This is a genomic window from Bacillus sp. MM2020_4 (genome assembly GCF_011250555.1).
Lineage (GTDB): Bacteria > Bacillota > Bacilli > Bacillales > Cytobacillaceae > Neobacillus.
The window spans coordinates 21,865-42,595 of the sequence record NZ_JAANMZ010000011.1 but is presented as its reverse complement, the minus strand read 5'-3'; the positions used below and the strand labels follow the sequence as shown (position 1 = coordinate 42,595).

At 39.9% G+C, this 20,731-nt stretch carries 21 protein-coding genes, 2 pseudogenes and 1 riboswitch; of the genes and pseudogenes, 7 read left to right on the top strand and 16 right to left on the bottom strand.

The genetic code is table 11. From position 1 onward, the window contains the following. Positions 1-61: 61 nt before the first annotated feature. Both G6554_RS09870 and G6554_RS09865 read right to left on the bottom strand, forming a co-directional pair. Complete coding sequence (locus tag G6554_RS09870) at positions 62-1,609, bottom strand: acyl-CoA carboxylase subunit beta (RefSeq protein ID WP_166241270.1); 1,548 nt, start codon at positions 1,607-1,609, stop codon at positions 62-64. Positions 1,610-1,618: 9 nt separating this feature from the next. Then, positions 1,619-3,271: a class I adenylate-forming enzyme family protein gene (locus G6554_RS09865; protein ID WP_166241268.1), complete on the bottom strand. Its 1,653-nt coding sequence runs from the start codon at positions 3,269-3,271 to the stop codon at positions 1,619-1,621. Between the two features lie 222 nt (positions 3,272-3,493). Then, positions 3,494-3,595: riboswitch (purine riboswitch) on the top strand. 131 nt (positions 3,596-3,726) lie between these two features. Here G6554_RS09865 and G6554_RS09860 point away from each other — a divergent pair. Together G6554_RS09860 and G6554_RS09855 are read left to right on the top strand one after the other, a co-directional pair. Continuing rightward, positions 3,727-4,320 (top strand): xanthine phosphoribosyltransferase, encoded by a 594-nt coding sequence (locus G6554_RS09860; RefSeq protein ID WP_166241266.1) that lies wholly within the window; start codon positions 3,727-3,729, stop codon positions 4,318-4,320. Next, positions 4,320-5,624, top strand: a complete 1,305-nt coding sequence (locus G6554_RS09855) for a nucleobase:cation symporter-2 family protein (protein WP_166241264.1) — start codon at positions 4,320-4,322, stop codon at positions 5,622-5,624. Before G6554_RS09860 ends, G6554_RS09855 begins: the two co-directional genes overlap by 1 nt. 21 nt (positions 5,625-5,645) lie before the next feature. Here G6554_RS09855 and G6554_RS09850 read toward each other — a convergent pair whose 3' ends face one another. Together G6554_RS09850 and G6554_RS09845 are read right to left on the bottom strand one after the other, a co-directional pair. After that, a complete protein-coding gene (locus G6554_RS09850) occupies positions 5,646-5,855 on the bottom strand; it encodes a spore germination protein (protein ID WP_166241262.1) in 210 nt (69 codons plus the stop codon). A 77-nt stretch (positions 5,856-5,932) separates the two neighbouring features. Beyond that, a complete protein-coding gene (locus G6554_RS09845; RefSeq protein WP_166241260.1) occupies positions 5,933-6,412 on the bottom strand; it encodes a hypothetical protein in 480 nt (159 codons plus the stop codon). 340 nt (positions 6,413-6,752) lie between these two features. On the opposite strand from G6554_RS09845, the gene G6554_RS09840 reads away from it, so the two are divergent. The 5 genes from G6554_RS09840 to G6554_RS09820 all read left to right on the top strand — a co-directional run bounded on the left by G6554_RS09840 (position 6,753) and on the right by G6554_RS09820 (position 11,871). Continuing rightward, a complete protein-coding gene (locus G6554_RS09840) occupies positions 6,753-7,655 on the top strand; it encodes a putative selenate ABC transporter substrate-binding protein (protein WP_166241258.1) in 903 nt (300 codons plus the stop codon). 15 nt (positions 7,656-7,670) lie between these two features. Continuing rightward, complete coding sequence (locus G6554_RS09835) at positions 7,671-8,429, top strand: phosphonate ABC transporter ATP-binding protein (protein ID WP_166241256.1); 759 nt, start codon at positions 7,671-7,673, stop codon at positions 8,427-8,429. Next, on the top strand, positions 8,426-10,054 hold the full coding sequence (locus G6554_RS09830) for a PhnE/PtxC family ABC transporter permease (RefSeq protein ID WP_166241254.1): 1,629 nt from the start codon (positions 8,426-8,428) through the stop codon (positions 10,052-10,054). The genes G6554_RS09835 and G6554_RS09830 overlap by 4 nt, the downstream gene beginning before the upstream one ends. A gap of 238 nt (positions 10,055-10,292) precedes the next feature. Beyond that, positions 10,293-11,459, top strand: a complete 1,167-nt coding sequence (locus tag G6554_RS09825) for an MFS transporter (RefSeq protein WP_166241252.1) — start codon at positions 10,293-10,295, stop codon at positions 11,457-11,459. 79 nt (positions 11,460-11,538) lie between these two features. Continuing rightward, positions 11,539-11,871, top strand: a complete 333-nt coding sequence (locus G6554_RS09820) for a hypothetical protein (protein WP_166241250.1) — start codon at positions 11,539-11,541, stop codon at positions 11,869-11,871. Positions 11,872-12,338: 467 nt separating this feature from the next. Here the strand turns inward: G6554_RS09820 and G6554_RS09815 are convergent. The 12 genes and pseudogenes from G6554_RS09815 to G6554_RS09760 all read right to left on the bottom strand — a co-directional run. Beyond that, positions 12,339-12,768, bottom strand: a pseudogene (locus tag G6554_RS09815) (recombinase family protein); the annotation flags it as partial. Further along, the gene (locus G6554_RS09810) at positions 12,717-12,881 is read right to left on the bottom strand and encodes a hypothetical protein (RefSeq protein WP_166241248.1); all 165 of its coding nucleotides are present in this window, start codon (positions 12,879-12,881) and stop codon (positions 12,717-12,719) included. The pseudogene G6554_RS09815 and the gene G6554_RS09810, both read right to left, overlap by 52 nt. A gap of 61 nt (positions 12,882-12,942) precedes the next feature. Further along, a complete protein-coding gene (locus G6554_RS25575) occupies positions 12,943-14,010 on the bottom strand; it encodes a redoxin domain-containing protein (protein WP_207342995.1) in 1,068 nt (355 codons plus the stop codon). Positions 14,011-14,111: 101 nt separating this feature from the next. Continuing rightward, on the bottom strand, positions 14,112-14,888 hold the full coding sequence (locus G6554_RS09800; protein WP_166241246.1) for a sulfite exporter TauE/SafE family protein: 777 nt from the start codon (positions 14,886-14,888) through the stop codon (positions 14,112-14,114). Between the two features lie 30 nt (positions 14,889-14,918). Then, entirely contained in the window at positions 14,919-15,281 is a 363-nt protein-coding gene (locus G6554_RS09795) for a rhodanese-like domain-containing protein (RefSeq protein WP_166241244.1), read from the bottom strand. A gap of 20 nt (positions 15,282-15,301) precedes the next feature. Further along, positions 15,302-16,448 (bottom strand): annotated as a pseudogene (locus G6554_RS09790) (MBL fold metallo-hydrolase). 27 nt (positions 16,449-16,475) lie between these two features. Beyond that, positions 16,476-17,045, bottom strand: coding sequence for a sulfurtransferase TusA family protein (locus tag G6554_RS09785; RefSeq protein ID WP_166241240.1), 570 nt, complete (start codon positions 17,043-17,045; stop codon positions 16,476-16,478). Positions 17,046-17,097: 52 nt separating this feature from the next. Beyond that, positions 17,098-17,394, bottom strand: a complete 297-nt coding sequence (locus tag G6554_RS09780; protein ID WP_166241238.1) for a rhodanese-like domain-containing protein — start codon at positions 17,392-17,394, stop codon at positions 17,098-17,100. A 22-nt stretch (positions 17,395-17,416) separates the two neighbouring features. Beyond that, positions 17,417-17,896, bottom strand: a complete 480-nt coding sequence (locus G6554_RS09775) for a DsrE/DsrF/DrsH-like family protein (RefSeq protein WP_166241236.1) — start codon at positions 17,894-17,896, stop codon at positions 17,417-17,419. A 63-nt stretch (positions 17,897-17,959) separates the two neighbouring features. Then, the gene (locus G6554_RS09770; protein ID WP_166241234.1) at positions 17,960-18,187 is read right to left on the bottom strand and encodes a sulfurtransferase TusA family protein; all 228 of its coding nucleotides are present in this window, start codon (positions 18,185-18,187) and stop codon (positions 17,960-17,962) included. Between the two features lie 82 nt (positions 18,188-18,269). Then, complete coding sequence (locus tag G6554_RS09765) at positions 18,270-18,533, bottom strand: metal-sensitive transcriptional regulator (RefSeq protein ID WP_166241230.1); 264 nt, start codon at positions 18,531-18,533, stop codon at positions 18,270-18,272. Positions 18,534-18,976: 443 nt separating this feature from the next. Next, entirely contained in the window at positions 18,977-20,635 is a 1,659-nt protein-coding gene (locus tag G6554_RS09760; RefSeq protein WP_166241228.1) for an FAD-dependent oxidoreductase, read from the bottom strand. Between the last annotated feature and the right edge of the window lie 96 nt (positions 20,636-20,731).

The window sequence follows — 20,731 nt, the reverse complement described above, 5'->3', positions numbered from 1 at the left end:
AACGAACAGACCAAATCCAATCCGATTTGGTCTGTTCGTTATTTATGGCTTCTTACATCTCTTATATTCCCGTCGGCCAGGCTGCTAAAAGGCGCTCACTTTTTTCACGTTTAGAGGTAAGGAGAAATTCTAATGATTGACAAAGAAATTTTCGTGTTTCATTCGGTTGTATGACATCATCTATTAAATGCTTAGCTGCCGCTTTGTATGGTGAACTATCAAATGACCATAATTCTAATAGTTTCTTTCTTTCCTCACTTGGATTTTCAGCCCTTGCAAGCTCCCGTCCAAACACAACATTAATGCCGACCTCTGGACCGGTAAAATTAATCTCTGCTGTCGGCCAGGCTACGACTAAATCACCGCCCATTCCGGGTCCGCACATATTCCCATAGGCTGCACCAATGCTTTTTCGAATAACGACTGAAATTTTGGGCACCGTTGATAGCGCCAAGGCCTGATTCCACACCATGATTTTCGTTGCCATTTTCGCCCGCTCTGCTTCACTGCTGATCCGGAATCCGGGAGTATCATGGAGGAAAATGAGCGGGATATGATAGGAATCACACAGGCAGATAAATTCAGTTGCCTTTTGACATTCCTGCGGTCCCGGCGCTCCTGCGAATTGGTTTGGCTGATTGGCAACAATACCTACGACATGGCCATTTAAATGGGCAAAGACCGTAATAATTCCCTTAGCGAATTTCCTTTGATATTCAAACATTAGACCTTCATCCACCAGTGATTCAATGATTCTTTTCATATCATAGACACGATTTTTCTGCTGTGGCAGAATCATCAATACTTCCTCCACTAACCGATAAGGATCGTCGTATGTTTCTCTATAATTTGGCCGTTCGCCGGCGTGTTGTGGCATATAAGTAAAAAATGTCTTCAACTGTTCGATACATTCCTCTTCTGTAGCACCATCATTATCAATTTGTCCCGTAAACTTATGGTGAATATCTACTCCACCCAATTCTTCCGGCGATAATTTTTGTCCATTTGCCAGTTCAAGCATTCGGGGACCGGCGATGGCCATACAGGTACCCTGAAGCTGTGTGACAAAATCAGAGGAAACTGCTGTCCAAGTCGGACCGCCAAAGCTATCCCCAAGTATTGCTGTCATCGTTGGAACTTGTCGGTGTAATGTGAGCATTTCTCGCGGAAACAATTTATCGCTGATTCCGTCAGACCCCATTCCATCGGGCATCCGCAAGCCGCCTCCTTCATGGAGTGAGAAAATGGGGAGCCCGTTTTTTACAGCTAATTCGTAAATACTTTTTGATTTTCGGATATGGACATTACCTTCTGTCCCGGCAAAAACAGTTTTGTCCCCAGCTTGAATCACAGCAGAGCGTCCATTTACTTTCGCAATACCTGCTAGTAAGCCATCACCATAGCTCTTTCCCTCTTCCCCGCTCACATCTGATGTATTTAGCATCCCAAGCTCCATAAAGGTGCCGCTGTCAGCTAACTTTGCCATTCGTTCCCGTGCCGTTAATAGCCCGCGGTCATGCTGAGCGTTAATTTTTTTTGAGCCGCCACCCAAAATGGCCGCCTCTTTCTTTGCCCGCAACTCATTTGTAAGATTTTGTAACGATTCCATATCTCGCTCCTATTCTTTTAATAGTTTCCTCAACACTTTTCCAGATGATGTGGTCGGAAGCTGATCAATGATTTCGACATATCGTGGATATTTATAGGCAGCCATTGTATCCTTTGCCCACTGGATAAGACCCGCGGCTGTTAAATGGTCCCTTTGCCCCTCATGCAAGACAACAAATGCTTTAACTGCCTCACCTTTGATGGGGTCAGGAACACCGATGACAGCAGATTGCCGAATCGCCGGGTGAAGATTTAACAGCGCCTCTACATCCTCAGGAAAAATACTATAACCGGAGCTTTTAATCATTTCTTTCACCCGGCCAAGGAAATATAAATAACCATCCTCGTCAAGGTACCCGATATCACCGGTATGAACCCAGCCATCCTTTAAGGTTTCTGCTGTGGCTTCCGGCCGGTTTAGATAGCCTTTAAAAACGCCAGGGCTTTTAACAACAATTTCCCCATGTATCCCGGCCGGCTGCTCTCTTCCTGTTTCATGATCAACAATCCGGATTGCCGTTTCATAGATAGGGATTCCACAGGAGCCGAATTTAATTTTATCCTTTGGCATGAAGGTATCACAGGTATGGGTTTCACTTAACCCGTACGATGCCTCATAAAGATCACACCCCTTCGTAACAGCCCTCCATCTTTCTGCCAGTTCTTTTGTTACCTGAACACCAAAGCTTGTAGCCAAATTGGTTTTCAAGCTAGATAAATTTTTCTCAGCAATCCCAGGTAATTGTAAAATCGCCCCATTCATCGGGGCAATGCTGTACCAAAAACTTACAGCATATGTTTCAATTGCTGCTATAGTTGCAATGGGGTCAAAGCGTGAGAACAACACACAGGGTCTGCCAGTATAAACAGGCGTGTTTAAACCCATCACCATTCCGGCAATATGGCATAATGGAGCACTAGCCATCAGTATTTCTTTGTCGCCCATGCCATTTGCCTGGACCGTCGCGGCCGTTTTAAATAAGGCATTTTCGAAAGTCAGCAAGGCTCCTTTCGGACGACCGGTGGTTCCCGATGTAAAAACCATTAATCCAACGTCATTCCAAATATCCAGATCTTCATTTTTTTCATAAGGTAATTCAGTTTGGAGAATCTCGTGGAAATCATCAGTATCAGTGAATGTTTGTTTTGGAAAAAGAAATTCTTCAGGAAACTTCCAGTTTGTTTGTTCAGGGAGAAAAGCTTCGTAGGTGGTTGTAACAATAAATGATAAAGGGCGGGTTTTCTCTATTGCTTTTTTTACGTGAGGATATCCTTCGGAACCTGCAATGATTCCTTCGATAGGCGCTTCTTCTAAATAATAGGCTAACTCATTTTCTTTAAACATCGGATTTAATGGAATCACGACCCCGCCAAGCTTCTGAATTGCAAAGTGAGCAATAATATACTGGGGACAGTTTTGTAAATAAAGGGCCACACCGCTCCCTTTCTTTACCCCCTTTGCGACTAAATATCGGGAGAAACGATTTACGTTTTCGAGGAGGGTCCCCCATGTGATTTCGGCACCGTAATAAATATAGGCTATAGCAGATGGATTCGTTTTCCCATGGTGTTCAAGGTAAGCAAAAAGTGGTTTTTTACCTTGTAAATAAGATAGTTCAGCCGGTAACTGGGCCGGCCAATATGGCCGAGTTTTTTCTACCATTTTCATTCCCCCGATTTTAGAATATATTTTTGAATCTTCTGAATAAAGGAACATATCTTAATAGTAACGGAAAATGAATACTTATTCAATCCTTGTTTTGCAACATGAGCATAATGAAGAAAGCGTTTTATAAAGGCGAACAATTTACCTGTTAATCAATTGATTGTTCGCCTTTTTGAAATTAAGGGTTGAATAATAGATTCCCCGTGTTATAATGTGAACATAAATGAATAAGACTTCGCTCGTATAATCGCAGGGATATGGCTTGCAAGTTTCTACCGGATTACCGTAAATAATCCGACTATGAGTGGGTAATGAGAAAAATGCATGGGTTAATTGTGCGCTTTTCTGTGCCCTTTTGGACATTTAGCCCAAGGGTCATTGCCTCACTCGATTATGGAAGTGAGCGATGATCTTTGGGCTTTTTACTTTTCATTAGGGGGAAATAATACACAATGAACTTTTTAGAAGAAAGAATTAAAAAGGACGGAAAAGTCCTCTCAGAACACGTTTTAAAGGTCGATTCATTTTTAAATCACCAGATTGATCCTAACTTAATGCTTGAAATTGGAAAAGAGTTCACGACTCGATTTGTGAGTGCTGGCATAACAAAAATCGTAACAATTGAATCCTCAGGGATTGCCCCGGCTGTAATGGCTGGATTATTTTTAAAAGTACCGGTTGTATTTGCTCGCAAAAGAAAATCCGTCACTCTCAATGAAGATTTACTGACAGCAAGTGTTCATTCCTTTACCAAAAATGAAACAAATGAAATCTCGATTTCAAAAAAATATGTAAATAAAGAGGATCGGGTGCTGATCATTGATGACTTTCTAGCAAATGGACAAGCCGCTCTTGGCTTGGTGGAGATCGTTCAACAAAGTGGTGCAGAGGTTTGCGGCATTGGCATTGTGATCGAAAAATCTTTCCAGCATGGGGAGCAAAAGTTGAAGGAAATGGGCCTTAGAGTTGAATCCTTAGCAAGAATTGCTTCTTTAGAAAACGGAGAAGTCACCTTTATTAATGAAAAAGTGGAGGAATTAGTCTAATGAAACAAAATCCTTTGAAAACCGCTTCTTTAGGGATTCAGCACGTATTAGCGATGTATGCTGGAGCCGTGATTGTCCCTCTAATCATCGGTGGTGCACTTGGTCTTTCTAGTAAACAATTAGCCTATTTAGTTTCACTTGATATTCTGACAAGTGGAATCGCCACATTGCTTCAAGTATGGCAAAATCGTTATTTTGGTATTGGACTGCCGATCGTGCTGGGCTGTACGTTTACCGCTGTGGGGCCAATTATTGCCATTGGTGGACAATATGGTCTTTCCGCTATCTACGGATCGATATTGGTGTCCGGTATTATTGTTATGCTCATTGCGACCTTTTTTGGAAAGCTGATCCGCTTCTTTCCGCCAGTTGTTACCGGTTCTGTTGTCACGATCATTGGAACAACATTGATTCCAGTTGCTATGAATAACGTGGCTGGCGGTCAAGGCAGCCCTGACTTCGGGTCAATTTCCAATATCGCTCTCGCGTTTGGTACGTTGCTATTTATTATTATTCTTTACCGATTTTTTAAAGGTTTTATTCGCGCTATTTCTATTCTTTTAGGATTAGTGGCTGGAACAGCTGTAGCTTTCTTTATGGGGAAAGTAAACTTTTCAGCCGTCGATGAGGCTTCCTGGTTCCATATGGTAACCCCTTTCCATTTCGCCACACCATCATTTGAATTAGCTCCGATCATTACCATGACTCTTGTGGCGATTGTGAGTCTTGTAGAATCATCTGGTGTCTATTTCGCTTTAAGTGATATTACTGGCAGGAAGCTTACGGAGAAAGATTTGGTCAAAGGCTATCGTTCTGAAGGTTTAGCTAGTGTCATCGGGGCCGTATTCAATTCATTCCCCTATACCACCTATTCGCAAAATGTCGGCCTTGTCCAGTTTTCAGGTGTGAAAGACAAAAAAGTCATTTATACAGCTGCTGGAATCTTAATTTTTCTTGGATTTGTTCCAAAAATTGCTGCCTTAACCACGGTAATCCCCACCTCCGTTCTTGGGGGTGCAATGGTGGCCATGTTTGGAATGGTGATTGCTTCAGGTATTAAGATGCTCAGTAAGGTTGATTTTTCTTCTCAAGAGAATCTCTTGATCATTGCTTGCTCTGTTGGTGTTGGGTTAGGAGTTACAACCGTTCCTGATCTATTTGCCCAGTTACCGGAAAGTATTAAAATCCTGACAAATAGCGGGATAGTCGCTGGCAGTTTAACCGCCATTTTTCTAAATATCGTCTTTAATGTGGCAAAACCGTTGAAGCAAAGCCAATCTTCTCAAGGCTTAAAGGCATCCTAATATAAAAAAAATCAGCCGGAGTTATCGTAAACTCCGGCTGATTACGTCTAATATATTGGATATACTGGTTTGCGTTGCTGAATTCGTGGCTGTCACTGCCCCTTTATTTTCCTCACCCGCACCAGTGGTTGTTCGTGTGATTGATATAGGAGAAATATAAACAGCTCCTCCAAAGTTAACAATACCACCAGAAATCGTACCAATCGTGACTCCATCTCGATTAATCGCCATCTATCCACCCCTTCCATTTTTCTTTTATTATATGTACATGTTTGTATGCTTGTCTAAACGGCATTAAAAAATATGCGTTAATCCTGGTTTTTACGAGCAGCCTTCTCCTCCAGCCTGCAAATCCACTTATAATACCCTAATAAAATCAGCAATAAGAATGGATTTATCATGGCAGCGTGCCAAAGTTTCCACCAACCATAATGAAAGTACCCCCACGGTCCTGGCAATAGGGTGACCAATTCGTAAAGGAGAATAATGATGATGAAAACAACGAAATACAAAATTTGTTTCACTATGTTTGAATTAAACGGAAACCATTTTAAAAAGATGATATTAGCGGCTGGTACGAGAAATAAGTGCGGCAGAAGACCTACCCAATCGATTTCTTTATCAAAATACCAATATCCATGGTATTTGAACTCGACAAATACATCGAAGACAACCTGAAAAGCAATTGTAAATGACCAAATATGAACGATTTGATTGCCCGAAAGTCGTTTATTTTTGATAAAAGCAATGGAATTAAAGATAAGAATAGCCACTAGTAGTCCGATCATATGTAATTTCCCTTTTTCCCTTACAATACCCAAATCGATAGGTAGACTATACAGAGAAATGTTGTTATTGCCAATTAAGAATGGTATTTTTCAATAAGAATTTTCAAAGCTGACTCGCTATATAGTAAGCAACGAGAAATGGGTCACAACATACAGTGTAATATGATGAATCCCCTGCTAAAAGATGCAGGGGATTTTATTTATTAAAATACCTCTTATAAATAAAAAATTTTTATAACAAGTATTAAAAAAAATTATGGAAAGTTGGTGAAATCCATTGCATAATATGTCGAAACCTGTAAAATTACCATGTACTTAATTCTTTTATGAGGTGAATATAGTGAAAAAGTGGTTTTCTATTCTTATTCTTACAATGCTTGTATTTTCATTAGCTGCATGTGGCAGCCAAAAAGATGATCATGCGAATGAAGGAAAAAAAGAAACAAAGACAAATGAAGTATTTAAAATTGGGGCGATCCCTGACCAGAACGCCGCTGATCTCGATAAAGGAATGACAGCAGTCGCTAAATATCTTAGTGAAAAGACGGGATTAAAGGTCGAATTTGTACCATCAGTTGATTATGCAGCGCTTGTAACGGGATTTCAACGCGGTGAAATACATATGGCCTGGTTTGGAGGCTTAACAAGTGTGCAAGCTAGAAATCTAGTTCCGGATGCAGAATCCATCGTTCAGCGACCACGTGACGCCGAGTTTCACTCTGTTTTTATTACTCAGACATCGGAAAACTTCACAAAACTCGAAGACATGAAAGGCAAATCGTTCACATTTGGCAGCGAAAGCTCAACCTCCGGCCATTTGATGCCTCGATATTTTCTAACGGAAGCAGGAATCAAACCTGAGCAAGACTTGGACGGTAAACCGAATTACTCCGGTTCCCATGACGCAACCTATAAATTAGTAGAATCGGGTGCTTTCAAAACAGGTGCTTTAAACGAAGCTGTTTGGGAGTCTGCGGTAAAAGAAGGAAAAGTCGATACCAACAAAGTAAAAGTATTTTACACTACCCCTGCTTATTACGATTATAACTGGACAATCAATAGCAATGTGGAGGACGTATTTGGGAAGGGCACAAAGCAAAACGTGAAGAATGCCCTACTTTCCATTACCGGTGAGCAAAAAGATATTGCTGATTTATTCCAAACGGACAGCTTTGTTGAAACAAAAAATGATAATTACAAAAAGATTGAGAAAGTGGCAAAGGAACTAAAGATTATTAAGTAGAAGGTGTAGAAAAAGATGTCTTCAAAAATAATGATTGAAGCAAATCATTTAACAAAAAACTTTGAGCGGAAGATAGCCCTATCTTCCCTTTCTTTTACGGTTAAACAAGGGGAATTAGTGGCTTTGATTGGACCAAGTGGTGCCGGTAAAACGACGCTTCTAAATTCGATTGCAGGGCTTATTCCACTTTCCAGCGGAGATCTTTTAATAGATAGTAAGTCCCTCAGTGCGCATAAAAAAGGGAAATCCCTCGCCAAAAAAGTCGGTGTTATCCGTCAGCAATTTGATTTAATTGGACCGCTTGCCGTCATCCATAATGTGTTGGTGGGGAAACTTTCGGAGTGGGGTACAATAAAATCACTTTTTTCCTTACTTGTTCCACAGGAAAAAGATCTTGCCATAAAAGCATTAGAACGGGTTGGCCTTCACGGAAAAGCGTATGAGATTACCTCTACCCTATCCGGCGGGGAGCAGCAAAGGGTTGCGATGGCAAGATTAATGGTGCAAAAGCCTGAAATCATTTTAGCAGATGAACCGGTAGCCTCCCTTGACCCTGCACGTGCAGATGATATTCTTCAGATGCTAACGAAAATCGTTACCGAAGAAAAGCAAACGTTAATTACCAGCTTGCATTCTGTTGAATACGCCAGAAAATATTTTACGCGGATTATTTCTATGAAAAATGGTGAAATATTCTTTGACCTGCCAACTGAAAAAGTAACAGATGATCTTTTAGCTGAGCTGTATCAGCTTAAAAGTGGTGTAATGGCATGAAATTGATCTTTCGCTTGCATAATCGGTTCATTCTAACTTTGGTTTTACTTGCCATTTTTATCTGGAGCCTCTTTTCGATTGAATGGAATGCCGATTTAGTTCATTCCGGCGGAATTCCAACCTTATTGCAAATAGTGGAAGGACTGATTCATCCGGATTTATCGTCTGAAGTCTTAATACTCGGGTTCGAATCTGCGTGGACAACTCTTGCTTACGCTGTTGTGGGAATGTCTTTAGCCATTATCTATGCCTTTATCGTCGGAATTCTTGCATCAGGTGTATTGACTTCCAATAAATCCTCCAGGATGGTCTCTAAGGTTTTCTTTAGAGGAATATTAGGGTTTACCCGCTCGATTCATGAATTAATATGGGCATGGCTGTTTGTGGCAGCCATCGGACTTTCCCCCTATGCGGCCATTTTTGCTTTGGCCATTCCCTATGGCGGCATCCTTGGACGTATTTTTGCGGATATGCTAACCGATGTGTCAGAAGAACCAATCAAGGCCTTACATTCCGCAGGAGCATCGAAACTACAAACCCTAATTTACGGTTATCTTCCACTCATTTGGGCTGGTATGATCAGCTATACGATGTACCGCTTTGAATGTGCGATTCGTTCCTCTGCGATTATGAGCTTTATTGGTCTTGGTGGTCTCGGCTATCAGATACAACTTTCGCTCCAAGATCTTAAATATGACCGGGTTTGGGCCTTTGTCTTTTTCCTCATCGCTCTCGTCCTATTGGTAGATATTTGGAGTAATTTTGTCCGCAAAGCCTTGATAGATCGCAAGAAACAATCTGGATTCAGTGCTGGATGGAGATCCGTATTTTTCACACTGTTGCTAATAGTTGGGTCGTGGGCCTTTATCCAGATTGCGGAGAATGCGGAGTTTTTTGAATTACTATCGGAGAAAAATATCGAAGCGGCAAAAAGATTTTTTGGTGGGTTGATTGGATTAACTAGTGATGACCCTGCTTTCCTTGATGGGAGAAGCTGGGCTGCTGTGTTAAAACTTACGCTCGAAACGTTTGAAATGAGTATTATGGCGATTGGATTTGCGACCATCGCAGCATTCCTTACAGTAGTTCCTGCTGCTCGAAATATGGCTAATGGCTATTTAACCGGCTCTAAGAGATGGTATAATTGGCCCCTTTATGGCATAGTCAGGATCCTTTATATCTTTTCGAGGTCAGTTCCAGAGCTGGTATGGGCGATGATGATTATTTTTATCTTCAAACCCGGACTTCTACCTGGAGCCATTGCGCTCGCCCTTCATAATTTCGGGATTCTCGGGAAGCTGTGGGCAGAGGTTATTGAAGATATGGATTCTCGCCCGATCCGAAATTTAGCTGCCTCAGGTGCTTCAAAAATAGAAACCCTTTTTTATGGCATCCTCCCTATTGTTTTACCGCGATTTCTCACGTATATTCTATATCGCTGGGAAGTGATTATGCGAACAACGATTGTCGTGGGCTTTGTTGGTGCAGGAGGTTTGGGAATGGAATTTAAACTGGCAATGAGCTTTTTCAATTACACTCAAATTACGCTTCTCCTCTTATGTTATATGATTCTCGTCTTCATCGCCGATTTTGCGTCGGAAAGTACGAGAAAAGCAGTACGATAAGTTTAAAAGAACTATGGCCTGATGAATTTATCAACGTTATAGTTCTTTTTTTATTAGTACTCCCCTATCAATCCTAAGAATTTTTATATATGCTTCCTCCCTTGCATTTTCGTAAGGTTACAGGGATGGAAAGCTGCATACCATTTCCACTTGAGGAAAAAATTGATTAGAACGGCCATTTACATTATTCTATAATAAGAATGTACGTATTTCGAATGGTTAGGGAGGTGAGATTCGGTTGCAAACAAAATCAGCTTTACCGATTTTATTTGTCGTTATGTTTTTGGTTATGGTAGGTTTCGGGATCATCATTCCGGTTTTACCCTTTTACGCCGAAGAAATTGGCGCTAATCCAACAGAACTTGGCCTATTAATGGCCGTTTATTCGCTCATGCAGCTTATTTTTGCACCGATGTGGGGCCAGGTGTCCGACCGCATCGGCCGTAAGCCAGTGATGATGATCGGAATTGCTGGTCTTGGACTTTCTTTCTTGATCCAGGCGATGTCATCTGAGCTTTGGATGCTGTTTGCCGCAAGAATTCTTGGGGGAATTCTTTCATCCGCCAATATGCCTACAGCAATGGCTTATGTTGCCGATATCACAACAGAAGAAAATCGTGGCAAAGGCATGGGAATTATTGGCGCCGCCACAGGATTAGGCTTTGTGTTTGGTCCGGCGATTGGCGGTATTTTTTCAAAAATTAGCTTAAGTACGCCGTTTTATCTTGCAAGTGGATCATCCTTTATCACCTTGATTCTGGTATTTATTTTGTTAAAGGAATCAAAACAGAAAAAAAGCCATACATCAAAGGAAAAAACTTCTATCTGGAAAGCATTTAACGGTGCTGTGTCCGTGCTATTTTTTGTCCAATTATTAATTTCATTATCTCTTTCAGGTTTAGAGGCAACATTTGCTTATTTTGCCGCTAAAAAAGCTGGGTTGGACGCGATTCAGTTAGGCTATATTTTTATGATCATGGGCTTTGGCAGTGCGATGGTGCAAGGAGGACTGGTCGGCAGATTAACCAAAAAGTACGGGGAAAGTTCTGTTATTCAAGGCGGGATGATTGTGTCTGCGATTGGCTTTGGTTTAATTCTGCTGGTCCATAATTTTACGACGGCAGCCATTTATTTAACCATATTCGGGCTCGGGAATGGGGTTATTCGCCCGAGCGTCTCATCCCTGCTGACAAAGAAATCTACTGCCGGCCATGGAAGTTCAACCGGACTTCTATCATCTTTTGATTCCTTAGGCCGCATCATCGGCCCGCCATTAGGTGGCTGGCTGTTTTCAATGGCAGTGGGACTCCCATATATTTCAGGTGTTATCATTACAATCGTTGCTTTTCTACTATTTCTTGTGTTCCGCCCCCACCTTAGTGGGATGAAGGCACATAATAATTAAAAAATATTAAGTCATATGGCGGTGCAGGACATGCATAAAATGGGTATAAGATAGAATTTTTCAAAGGAGCCCATGTTGCATGAGAATAAAAACGGTCACAAGTGTATCTTGCCTTTTGGTTACCATAGGGATTGCGGCCTATCTGGAATCCCCCTACTCCTTCTGGAATAAAAATTATGCGTATTCTGCCGATCAGCCGGTCATGGCACAACCCGTTGTAGTGGAGCCGTCAAGTGATGTTCCGGAATTGGAGGAAAAACTGGAGAAAACAGAAAGAGTTGATGGCTATACCGTAGAAACGTACGAAGAGTACGAAGTTTACAAGGACAAAGATGGGAATGTCATCAAAAGTGAGCCCACAGGGAAGACAGACAGTATCAAATATTGGGATTACGGGAAGAAAGACCGCTAGTGGGTAGCTGGTTTATTTGTGAGGTGCAAAACGATACAAATAGCAAAGCACCTAAACTTCAAAGCACAAATCACAGTCAAAAAGGCTCAGAGATGCAATAATCTCTAAGCCTTTTTAAAATTTCTTTTTTTCAGGAAACAACCCGTAAACTGTACAAGTGTATTAGATGCTAAAGCGAGTTTGATAAATAAGCGGAGAAATTTCTCTTATTGAGATAATAGCACTTAAAATAGCTTAAATAGACGGAAGAATTCCGACTATTGACTCGAAAAACGTAAAAATGAATAATTTTTCTTTGCTTAATCGGAAAATCTCCGTCTATTTACCCTGAACTGAGCTCTATTCTGTAGTCTAACCGGAAAATCTCCGCTAATTTCTGGTTACTCCGTTAAGGCTTGGTGACAGGGTACCTGCTGTAGACCGCAAAGTAGAATTGGAAAAATAATAAAACACACCCTATTTTTTATTTCTTCAAGCCATCTTTTGTTGACTGCTCTATATAAGGAATCTTTGGATATTCCAATTGCTGAGACTATCATCTTTATAGAATATTCTTTACTATCATACATCCGTAGTGCAACAGTAAGCTTTGCTTTATCCAACTTGGGCTAGCTAATATGTTCCCACGCCTTTTTCTTTCATCGAGGCATTCCTTAACTCTCTCCGTAATTAGGTTTTTTTCTAATTTAGCAATGACGTATATCATTTGGAACATGGCTTTGCCCATAGAGGTTCTTGAATCCATATTTTCTTTTAAAGAAATGAATTGTACCCCCATCTCTTCTAACTTTGAATAATGTTGAGGATATCTAATGTTTTACGTCCTAAACGGGAGAGGTTCTCCATTACAACTGTATCGCTTTTCCGGATGACATCAAAAAGTCGATGAAGCCCTTTGCCCTTATCAAAAATGATTTAGGAAAAATGTAGAAAATAAATGAAATAAGCAAGCTTGGTTCTTTTCCATAAACATAATTTTTAGCTTGAAAAAGAATATTCCATTGATTCATTATCGGTCTCCTATAGTATAAAACTCCAACGCTATAAAAGAATAGCTGGCCCCTAATGGTTTCAATTTATGCTATTAATCAACTCATTCATCATATCTTTATCCATTAGCCCTACTATTTTCTTATGAATGATCCCATTGGTATCAATCATATAACTGGTTGGAATTGTAAAGGCTTGATACGTTTCTCCGATTTGTCCGGAATTGTCAAGTAATACCGGAAAGGTTAACCCATAATCCTTTACAAACTTTTCAATACTATTTGGATCCTTCTCGGCAGTCGTTAAGTTTACAGCAACGATTTCAACATTTTTCCCTTCGTGCTCCTGATAAAATTCCTGCATATTAGGCATTTCTGCTTTACAAGGCGGGCACCAAGTAGCCCAAAGGTTTAGGATGACCTTCTTCCCTTTCAAATCTGACAGTTTCATTTCATTGCCTGATAAGGTCTGCAATTGGAAATTAGGCGCTTTTTTCCCTTCTTCCACACCAATTTCCGCCGTTTTATAATCGACAGCTTGATTTTCTAGAACTGTCTTTTCGGCTTTGGTTGGTGAGGTATTAAAATCAAATGATAGGAAAATAGTTAAAAAAGAAAATAGAATGATGGTAGAGAAGATTATCTTTTGTGACACCATGAACTGTTTGAATAATGAAAGGAAAAAGATTATTACAGCAAACAAGCCTAAAATGATGTGCCTCGTTTTGTGATCATCATTCAGAAAAAGAAACGCTAATATATGATAGCAGCTTATTACAGCAAAACTAAATAGAAATCCGGATTGTAAGATGAATAAATGAGGTATCGTTAATTTTCGCGCTCGCTTAAAAATGAAAATGAAAGAACCAATAATGGCTAAAAATAATCCTGTCCTTCCTCCAGTAAAATACAACAATGAGACTGGGCTTTTCACGACTAATCTGAGGTCAAGGATGAGTAAACTCCCCTTCCAAATGAAAAATCCAATGAATAGACCATTCGTTAATAGATCAAATACCTTTTTATGTATCCCATCTTCTTGTGTTTTCCGAAGCCATAGCTTGATGATAATTAGCCCAAGCAAAATGGATAAACCAAGTAACAACCACTTTAACAAAATAGCAAAAGGACCAATTTGAATCACCTGCATATGGACCCCCATTAAAAAGTAATAAAGTATCTTTTCGTTTATTATACCAGAAGGGGTATAATAAACGAAGGTTAATACTCCTCTTGTTTCCCTTTTTATGCTTATAGAATTTCCATCCATGTTTTCACGGCGGTAGCTAGGATTAATAGCCCCATGATTATTTGCAATACCTTTGTATTCACTCTTTTCCCGGCATTTGCTCCGAGAGGAGAAGCTATTAAACTAGCCACAACCATGATAAGCGAAGGCAAGAGGGACACCTGTCCTGTTGAGAGTTTACCTGAAACAGCTCCAATAGATGAAATTAGGGTAATCGCTAAGGACGAGGCAATCGTCATTCTTGTCGGTATTTTTAACACGGTAAGCATGATTGGTACTAACAGGAATGCTCCTCCCGCACCGACAATCCCTGCCCCAATTCCAACGATGAAGGCGAATAGCGCTGCTAGCCACATGTTGAACTTCACTTGATCCAGTGGAATATCATCTATTCCTTTTCTTGGGATAAACATCATGAAAACAGCAAGTAAGGCCAAAACTCCATATACAATATTGATTCCCGTTTCCGGCATGTGTGTTGAGCCGAATCCGCCAATAAAACTTCCAAGCAAAATACTAATTCCCATATAGGCAATAAGTTTTTTATTTAAAAATCCACCATTGCGGTAGACCCACACACCGCCAATAGTTGAAAAAAACACCTGGATAGCTGTAATTCCTGAAACTTCATGTGCTGTAAAATGACCTACGCCAAGTAGGACTGGAATGTACAACAACATCGGGAAGTTAATAATCGCCCCGCCTATTCCTAACATCCCTGAAATAAAAGAACCTGCAAGACCAATTAGGAAGATCGTGATGATTAAACTAATATCCATGTTGTCTCCTCCTTTTTCGGATACCTTCATTTAGTTCCAGGCACTCATTCCGCCCCTGATATTTGTTACTTTGGTAAATCCTAAATTTTTCAACATTTTACTTGCCTTTTGACTTCTCATCCCACTTTGACAAATAACAACGACTTCCTTATCTTTTGACAGTTCCTTCACTGCTTTCTGGGTTAGTTGATGAACAGGAATATTTTTGAAGCCTTTAATATGGTTTCCTTTAAACTCTCCAGGAGTCCGGACATCAACAAATTGCTTGTTTTTATCATGTAATAGTGTTTTTAAGTCTGTTGTTGAAATAGTCGTTACACCTTTTGTTGGCAAGTACCGTTTGATGATAAAGAAAAGAAATAGTGCAATGATTAGATAGTTTAAATATTGCATGGATGTAACCTCCTAATTATTTATCTAATAGCGCAACGATTCGGTCCGATTTCCATTTCACGTTGTTTATCTAAGTTAGGATGAATTTTCCCCATATTCGTTTCACGGATTTCTTGATACGCATTTGGCTGCGGTGGCAGGTTCTCGGTTACCAACTTTCTAAATACCATTTCATCTTCTATATTAAGACCATGATTTTTAGCAAACAATGTGCCTAATTTTTCTGACACACTGCCATCATCATTTAATTCGTCAATGATCATAAAATGAGCCGGAAGGACAATGAGCTCTCCAGATAAATCCTTATAACGGTTATAAAGAGTTTCTCTTAAATCTCCTACCCAATCATCGGCCAGTCCTGCGAGGTCCGGTCTGCCAATGGAATCAATGAACAAGATATCTCCTGAAAGTAGGTACTTTTTATCGACGACAAACGAAGTTGATCCAATTGTATGGCCCGGTGAATATAAGGCATCGATATTGATTGTAGTGTTGCCGATTGTTACCTCATCACCATCCTCTAATGGCTGATAGGCAAAGGTTACTTCTGTTGCATCTTTAGGAGGCAGCCAGTAGGTGGCACCCGTTTTTTCAGCGATTTTGCGTCCACCGGAAATATGGTCCGCATGTAGGTGTGTATCAAAAACATGAGTGATTTTTGCATCAATACTTTCGGCAAAATCAAGATAGATGTCCGTCATTCGCGTTGCATCAATTAAAGCCGCTTCTCCCTTGGTAACAACCATGTAGGATAAACAACCTTTACCAATTCGGACAAACTGATACATCTCGCCACCATCCTGGAGGTCGCCGATTTTAACTGGTTGTAAATGCTCGCTCCAGGCCTTCATTCCACCCTTTAGGTAAGAAACGGATAAACCTTCTTCTGAAAGCATCTCTGCCACCATAATGGACGAACCTTCTTTTGCACAAACCACCAATACCTCTTTATCAGCAGGGATTTTTTCGATGATTTCTTCTACACCATCTAGTAAATCGAAATAGGGAACATTTAAATAATCAAAATTTGCGCCCTCGATTTTCCAATCTTGAAAATCACCTTCATTACGGACATCTAGAATATATAGCTCTTCTTTATTAAAAACTTTTTTCGTTACCTCTTTTGAAGTCATTTCGTGAATCGTCATTTTTTTGATTACCCCCTATGGTATTTTGAGATTTTAAAAAATAAAGTTAAATTCCAGTTGTATTACCAGTCCAATTACTCATACCTGGTACAACATTGATTACCTTTGTAAATCCATTTTCCGCTAACTTTTGTGCCGCAAGATCACTGCGATTTCCTGTACGACAGACGACAAAAATTTCGTCGTCTTTCTTTAGTTCAGATAAACGCTCATCTAATTCACCTAAAGGAATAGAGATTGCATTTGGAATATGGGTAAAGGCGTATTCTGCCGCTTCTCTTACATCCAGAACGATGATATTTTCATTTTCGGCTAGTTTACTTTTAAGAACTTCATTAGTGGTGACAGTTGGGTACTTTTTTTCATTTGTTTCATCATGAGAAGATTTTCGAAGATAATGCTTTAATATTTCCCCTTCTTCTATTGTCCCTAAATAGTGGTGCCCGGTACTTTCAGCCCATGCTTTCATATCGGCTTTGGATCCTTTATCTGTCGCTACAACTTCCAACACCCGTCCAGCCTCAAGGGTATTCATCGCCTTTTTTGTTTTCACAATCGGCATCGGGCAAGCTAATCCTTTTGCATCTAAAACTTCGTCTACTTTAAAGTTGTTCATCGTATACCTCCTGAATTTATACCTAGATGGGTATTATTTTTACTAAAAAAATTTATTCCACTTTCCCTTTCCATTCCAGCATTCCACCATCCATGTTGATGACCTTAAATCCATAGCTTTCAAGAAATTGCGCTGCACGTCCGCTTCTGCCCCCTGAACGACAAACCATGATATACTCTTTTGATTTATCTAATTCATGCATGCGAAACTCCACTAACCCTAATGGCATATTCATGGCGCCAGGAATTTTGCCAGCTCTGACTTCTTCCACTTCACGAACATCAATGATATTTAACCTTTTTCCTTCATTTACTAATTTCTCCACTTCTTTTGCCGTCATTTTTCTCATCGTTTTTTCCTCCTTTTTATACCTAAATAAATAGGTTCACATTCCCGTCTTGGGCATCCCCTAAATAGGCTGCCACTCCAGCATATTCAATTTGATCCAATAGTTCTTCTTGTTTAAGCCCTAATAAATCCATTGTCATTGTGCAGGCTACTAACTTTACCTCCTGTTCTTGAGCCATTTCTATTAATTGCGGCAAGGGCATCGCATTATGCTTTTTCATAATATCTTTAATCATTTTGGGGCCGAATCCGGCAAAGTTCATTTTGGAAAGGCCCATTTTATCCGCGCCTCTAGGCATCATTTTTCCAAACATCTTTTCCATGAATCCTTTTTTTACAGGTATATTCTCTTCTTTACGAAGGGCATTTAATCCCCAAAATGTATGAAAAATGGTTACTTCATGATCATAAGCAGCGGCGCCATTTGCTATGATATATGCTGCCATCGCTTTATCATAATCCCCACTAAATAATACAATTGTTGTCTTTTTCTTTTCTGTCATGTTGTTGCCTCCCCATAAATTCGCAGTACATATACCTGTATAGGTATGATGAGATTTAAAAAATTATCCCTTTTTAATCCAAAATTTTAACACTTCATTTTCTTCTTCGTGTTTTATTACCTCATGGCCGCCTGATTTTACCCATGCTGTCAGATCATTTTTTGCCCCTTTGTCCGTTGTATGAATCTCTAATACCTGACCAGATTCAAGTTCATTCATTGCTTTTTTTGTTTTAACAATTGGCATTGGACAAGCTAAACCTTTTGCATCTAATACTTTTGCTATATTCATATTTTCATTCCTCCAATTTCATTTTACCATTACCCCTATGGGTATAATAGTATTAAAAATAAAAGAGGGTGTCAACCCTTTTTTACCTGCTTTTCACGAGAAGATTAACGGCCTCTTTTACCAATTCTTCCATGCTTTTTTCACCTTGTTCATTCGCTTTTTGAACACATTCCACTAAATTGGAGCTTACGACAACCCCAATGGTACGATCAATGGCCGTTCTCGCTGCAGACATCTGGGTAATTACTTCTTTGCAGTCCTTATTTTCTTCCATCATTTTTAATATTCCTCTTAATTGACCTTCAATTCGTTTTACTCTATTTTTCATTTGGTCGTTATAGTCCATGTTATAACCTCCTTTAACTTTCACTTCTTTTAATTCAATGTTATTAAGTAAGGAATTAGATTGACAAGTTATATAATATACCCACATGGGTATGTGTGTCAATATTATAATTAATGTTTTCCATCATTTATTTTAAGAGTTACATAAGATTGGTTTAATAGCTTCTTCATCTTCTTTATGAAGGACGTATTCATTGGTTCCATTAAGAGATAAGTCCCTCATCGGCTATATGAAGGACTAATCCTTTGGTTCCATTAAGAGATTAGTCCATCACCGGCTTTATGATGGACTAATCCTTTAGTTCCAATAAGAGATTAGTCCCTCATCCGCTGTATGAAAGACTAATCTTATGGTTCCAATAAGAGATTAGTCCATCACTAGTTTTATGAAAGACTAATCCTTTGGACAGTTTCGCCGAGGTCATTGGTTTTAGTTTCACCATTTTATCCCCTATTACTCCCAAATACAGAGGAGTACGTTTTCCAACCGCCATCAACATTCTTCACGTTATATCCGTTGTTTTTTAGAATACGGCTGGCTAAATAGCCTCTTAAGCCAACCTGACAGCTCACATAAACGGTCTGATCCTTTGGAATCTCAGCTAATGTAGTTCTAATGTCATTTAGCGAAATATTTATTGAGCCTTCAATGAATCCAAACTCACGTTCCATTGGCTCGCGAACATCTATAAGGAGGCCTCCGTCTGCCACTATTTTGTCTACTTCGTGCCATTGAATTTGTTCCAGATCCCCTTCGATAATATTTGTTGCCACATAACCTGCCATATTGACAGGATCTTTTGCCGATGAATAGGGTGGTGCGTAAGACAATTCTAAATGCGTTAAATCCTCCACAGAAAGTCCTCCTTTAATAGCAGTAGCAATCACGTCAATACGCTTATCGGCACCGTCTGCTCCTACCGCTTGTGCACCGTAAATCTTTCCTGTTTCCTTATTAAAAATTAATTTTAAAGCTAGTGGTGCTGCACCGGGATAATACCCTGCGTGTGAACTTGGATGAATATGCACGACTTCATACGAAATACCCAGACGCTTTAATGTTTTCTCGTTGTTTCCTGTGGCAGCGACTGCTAAATCAAATACCTTGGCAATGGAAGTACCCAAAGTGCCTTGATATTTTTCCATTTTACCCATCATGTTATTGGCGGCCATACGTCCTTGACGATTTGCAGGTCCAGCAAGTGGAATCATTGTCTTTGTCCCACTAATGTAATCAATAACTTCCATTGCATCCCCCACAGCATAAATGTCTTCATTGGACGTTTGCAGGTACTCATTAACCACAATTCCGCCACGATCTCCCAACTCAAGTCCTGCTGTTTTGGCTAATTCATTTTCCGGTCTAACACCGATGGATAAAATCGTCATATCTGTTTCGATTTCGGCTCCATCTGAAAGGATCATTTTTCTTCCTTTGTCGGCAAATGCTTGCACACCATTTTCAAGAATTAACTGTACACCCTTTTCTTTTAAATGGGTGTGTAAAATACTAGCCATTTCAAAGTCAATTGGCGCCATAATCTGATTAGCCATTTCGATTATGGTAACGTCCATTCCTCGATCAACCAGGTTTTCTGCCATCTCAATGCCGATAAATCCCCCACCAATAATAACAGCCTTTTTCGGATTTTTGGTATCAACGTGGTTTTTGATTTTATCGGTGTCCGGGATATTTCTTAAAGTAAATAGGGATTCATTTTCAGTCAAACCTGGGATCGGCGGTACAATAGGTCTTGCTCCTGGCGATAATAATAACGTATCATACGATTCTTCATATACTTCGCCGCTTTGTAAATTCTTAATGGTAATTTTTTTGTTTTTGGCATCAATGCTTACTGCTTCACTTAAATGACGGATATCTAAATGAAAACGTTCTGACATTCCTTTTACCGTTTGCACCAATAATTTACTTCTATCTTTAATGGTTTCCCCAATATAATATGGCAGCCCACAATTAGCGAATGAAATATGTTCACCGCGTTCGACTAAAATAATTTCTACATCTTCGCTAATTCTTCTCAATCTGGCCGCAGCGGTTGCGCCGCCTGCAACTCCACCTATAATGACTATTTTCTTGGTCATATTTAGTTCCCCCTAATTTTTATTTGATGCATTCAACATATACCCCGTGGGGTTTAATACCTATAAGGGTATTATACACCATAAAAAATAATGTGA

Bases quoted from the DNA above. Each gene is read 5' to 3' on its own strand.
- G6554_RS09795 (WP_166241244.1), bottom strand. From the start codon at position 15,281: ATGCAATATTTAAACTATCTAATCATTGCACTATTTCTTTTCTTTATC.
- G6554_RS09835 (WP_166241256.1), top strand. From the start codon at position 7,671: ATGTCTTCAAAAATAATGATTGAAGCAAATCATTTAACAAAAAACTTT.
- G6554_RS09830 (WP_166241254.1), top strand. From the start codon at position 8,426: ATGAAATTGATCTTTCGCTTGCATAATCGGTTCATTCTAACTTTGGTT.
- G6554_RS09845 (WP_166241260.1), bottom strand. From the start codon at position 6,412: ATGATCGGACTACTAGTGGCTATTCTTATCTTTAATTCCATTGCTTTT.
- G6554_RS09800 (WP_166241246.1), bottom strand. From the start codon at position 14,888: ATGGATATTAGTTTAATCATCACGATCTTCCTAATTGGTCTTGCAGGT.
- G6554_RS09810 (WP_166241248.1), bottom strand. From the start codon at position 12,881: ATGAATCAATGGAATATTCTTTTTCAAGCTAAAAATTATGTTTATGGA.
- G6554_RS09865 (WP_166241268.1), bottom strand. From the start codon at position 3,271: ATGGTAGAAAAAACTCGGCCATATTGGCCGGCCCAGTTACCGGCTGAA.
- G6554_RS09775 (WP_166241236.1), bottom strand. From the start codon at position 17,896: ATGACAGAAAAGAAAAAGACAACAATTGTATTATTTAGTGGGGATTAT.
- G6554_RS09785 (WP_166241240.1), bottom strand. From the start codon at position 17,045: ATGAACAACTTTAAAGTAGACGAAGTTTTAGATGCAAAAGGATTAGCT.
- G6554_RS09820 (WP_166241250.1), top strand. From the start codon at position 11,539: ATGAGAATAAAAACGGTCACAAGTGTATCTTGCCTTTTGGTTACCATA.
- G6554_RS09770 (WP_166241234.1), bottom strand. From the start codon at position 18,187: ATGAATATAGCAAAAGTATTAGATGCAAAAGGTTTAGCTTGTCCAATG.
- G6554_RS25575 (WP_207342995.1), bottom strand. From the start codon at position 14,010: ATGCAGGTGATTCAAATTGGTCCTTTTGCTATTTTGTTAAAGTGGTTG.
- G6554_RS09780 (WP_166241238.1), bottom strand. From the start codon at position 17,394: ATGAGAAAAATGACGGCAAAAGAAGTGGAGAAATTAGTAAATGAAGGA.
- G6554_RS09860 (WP_166241266.1), top strand. From the start codon at position 3,727: ATGAACTTTTTAGAAGAAAGAATTAAAAAGGACGGAAAAGTCCTCTCA.
- G6554_RS09870 (WP_166241270.1), bottom strand. From the start codon at position 1,609: ATGGAATCGTTACAAAATCTTACAAATGAGTTGCGGGCAAAGAAAGAG.
- G6554_RS09765 (WP_166241230.1), bottom strand. From the start codon at position 18,533: ATGGACTATAACGACCAAATGAAAAATAGAGTAAAACGAATTGAAGGT.
- G6554_RS09850 (WP_166241262.1), bottom strand. From the start codon at position 5,855: ATGGCGATTAATCGAGATGGAGTCACGATTGGTACGATTTCTGGTGGT.
- G6554_RS09855 (WP_166241264.1), top strand. From the start codon at position 4,320: ATGAAACAAAATCCTTTGAAAACCGCTTCTTTAGGGATTCAGCACGTA.
- G6554_RS09760 (WP_166241228.1), bottom strand. From the start codon at position 20,635: ATGACCAAGAAAATAGTCATTATAGGTGGAGTTGCAGGCGGCGCAACC.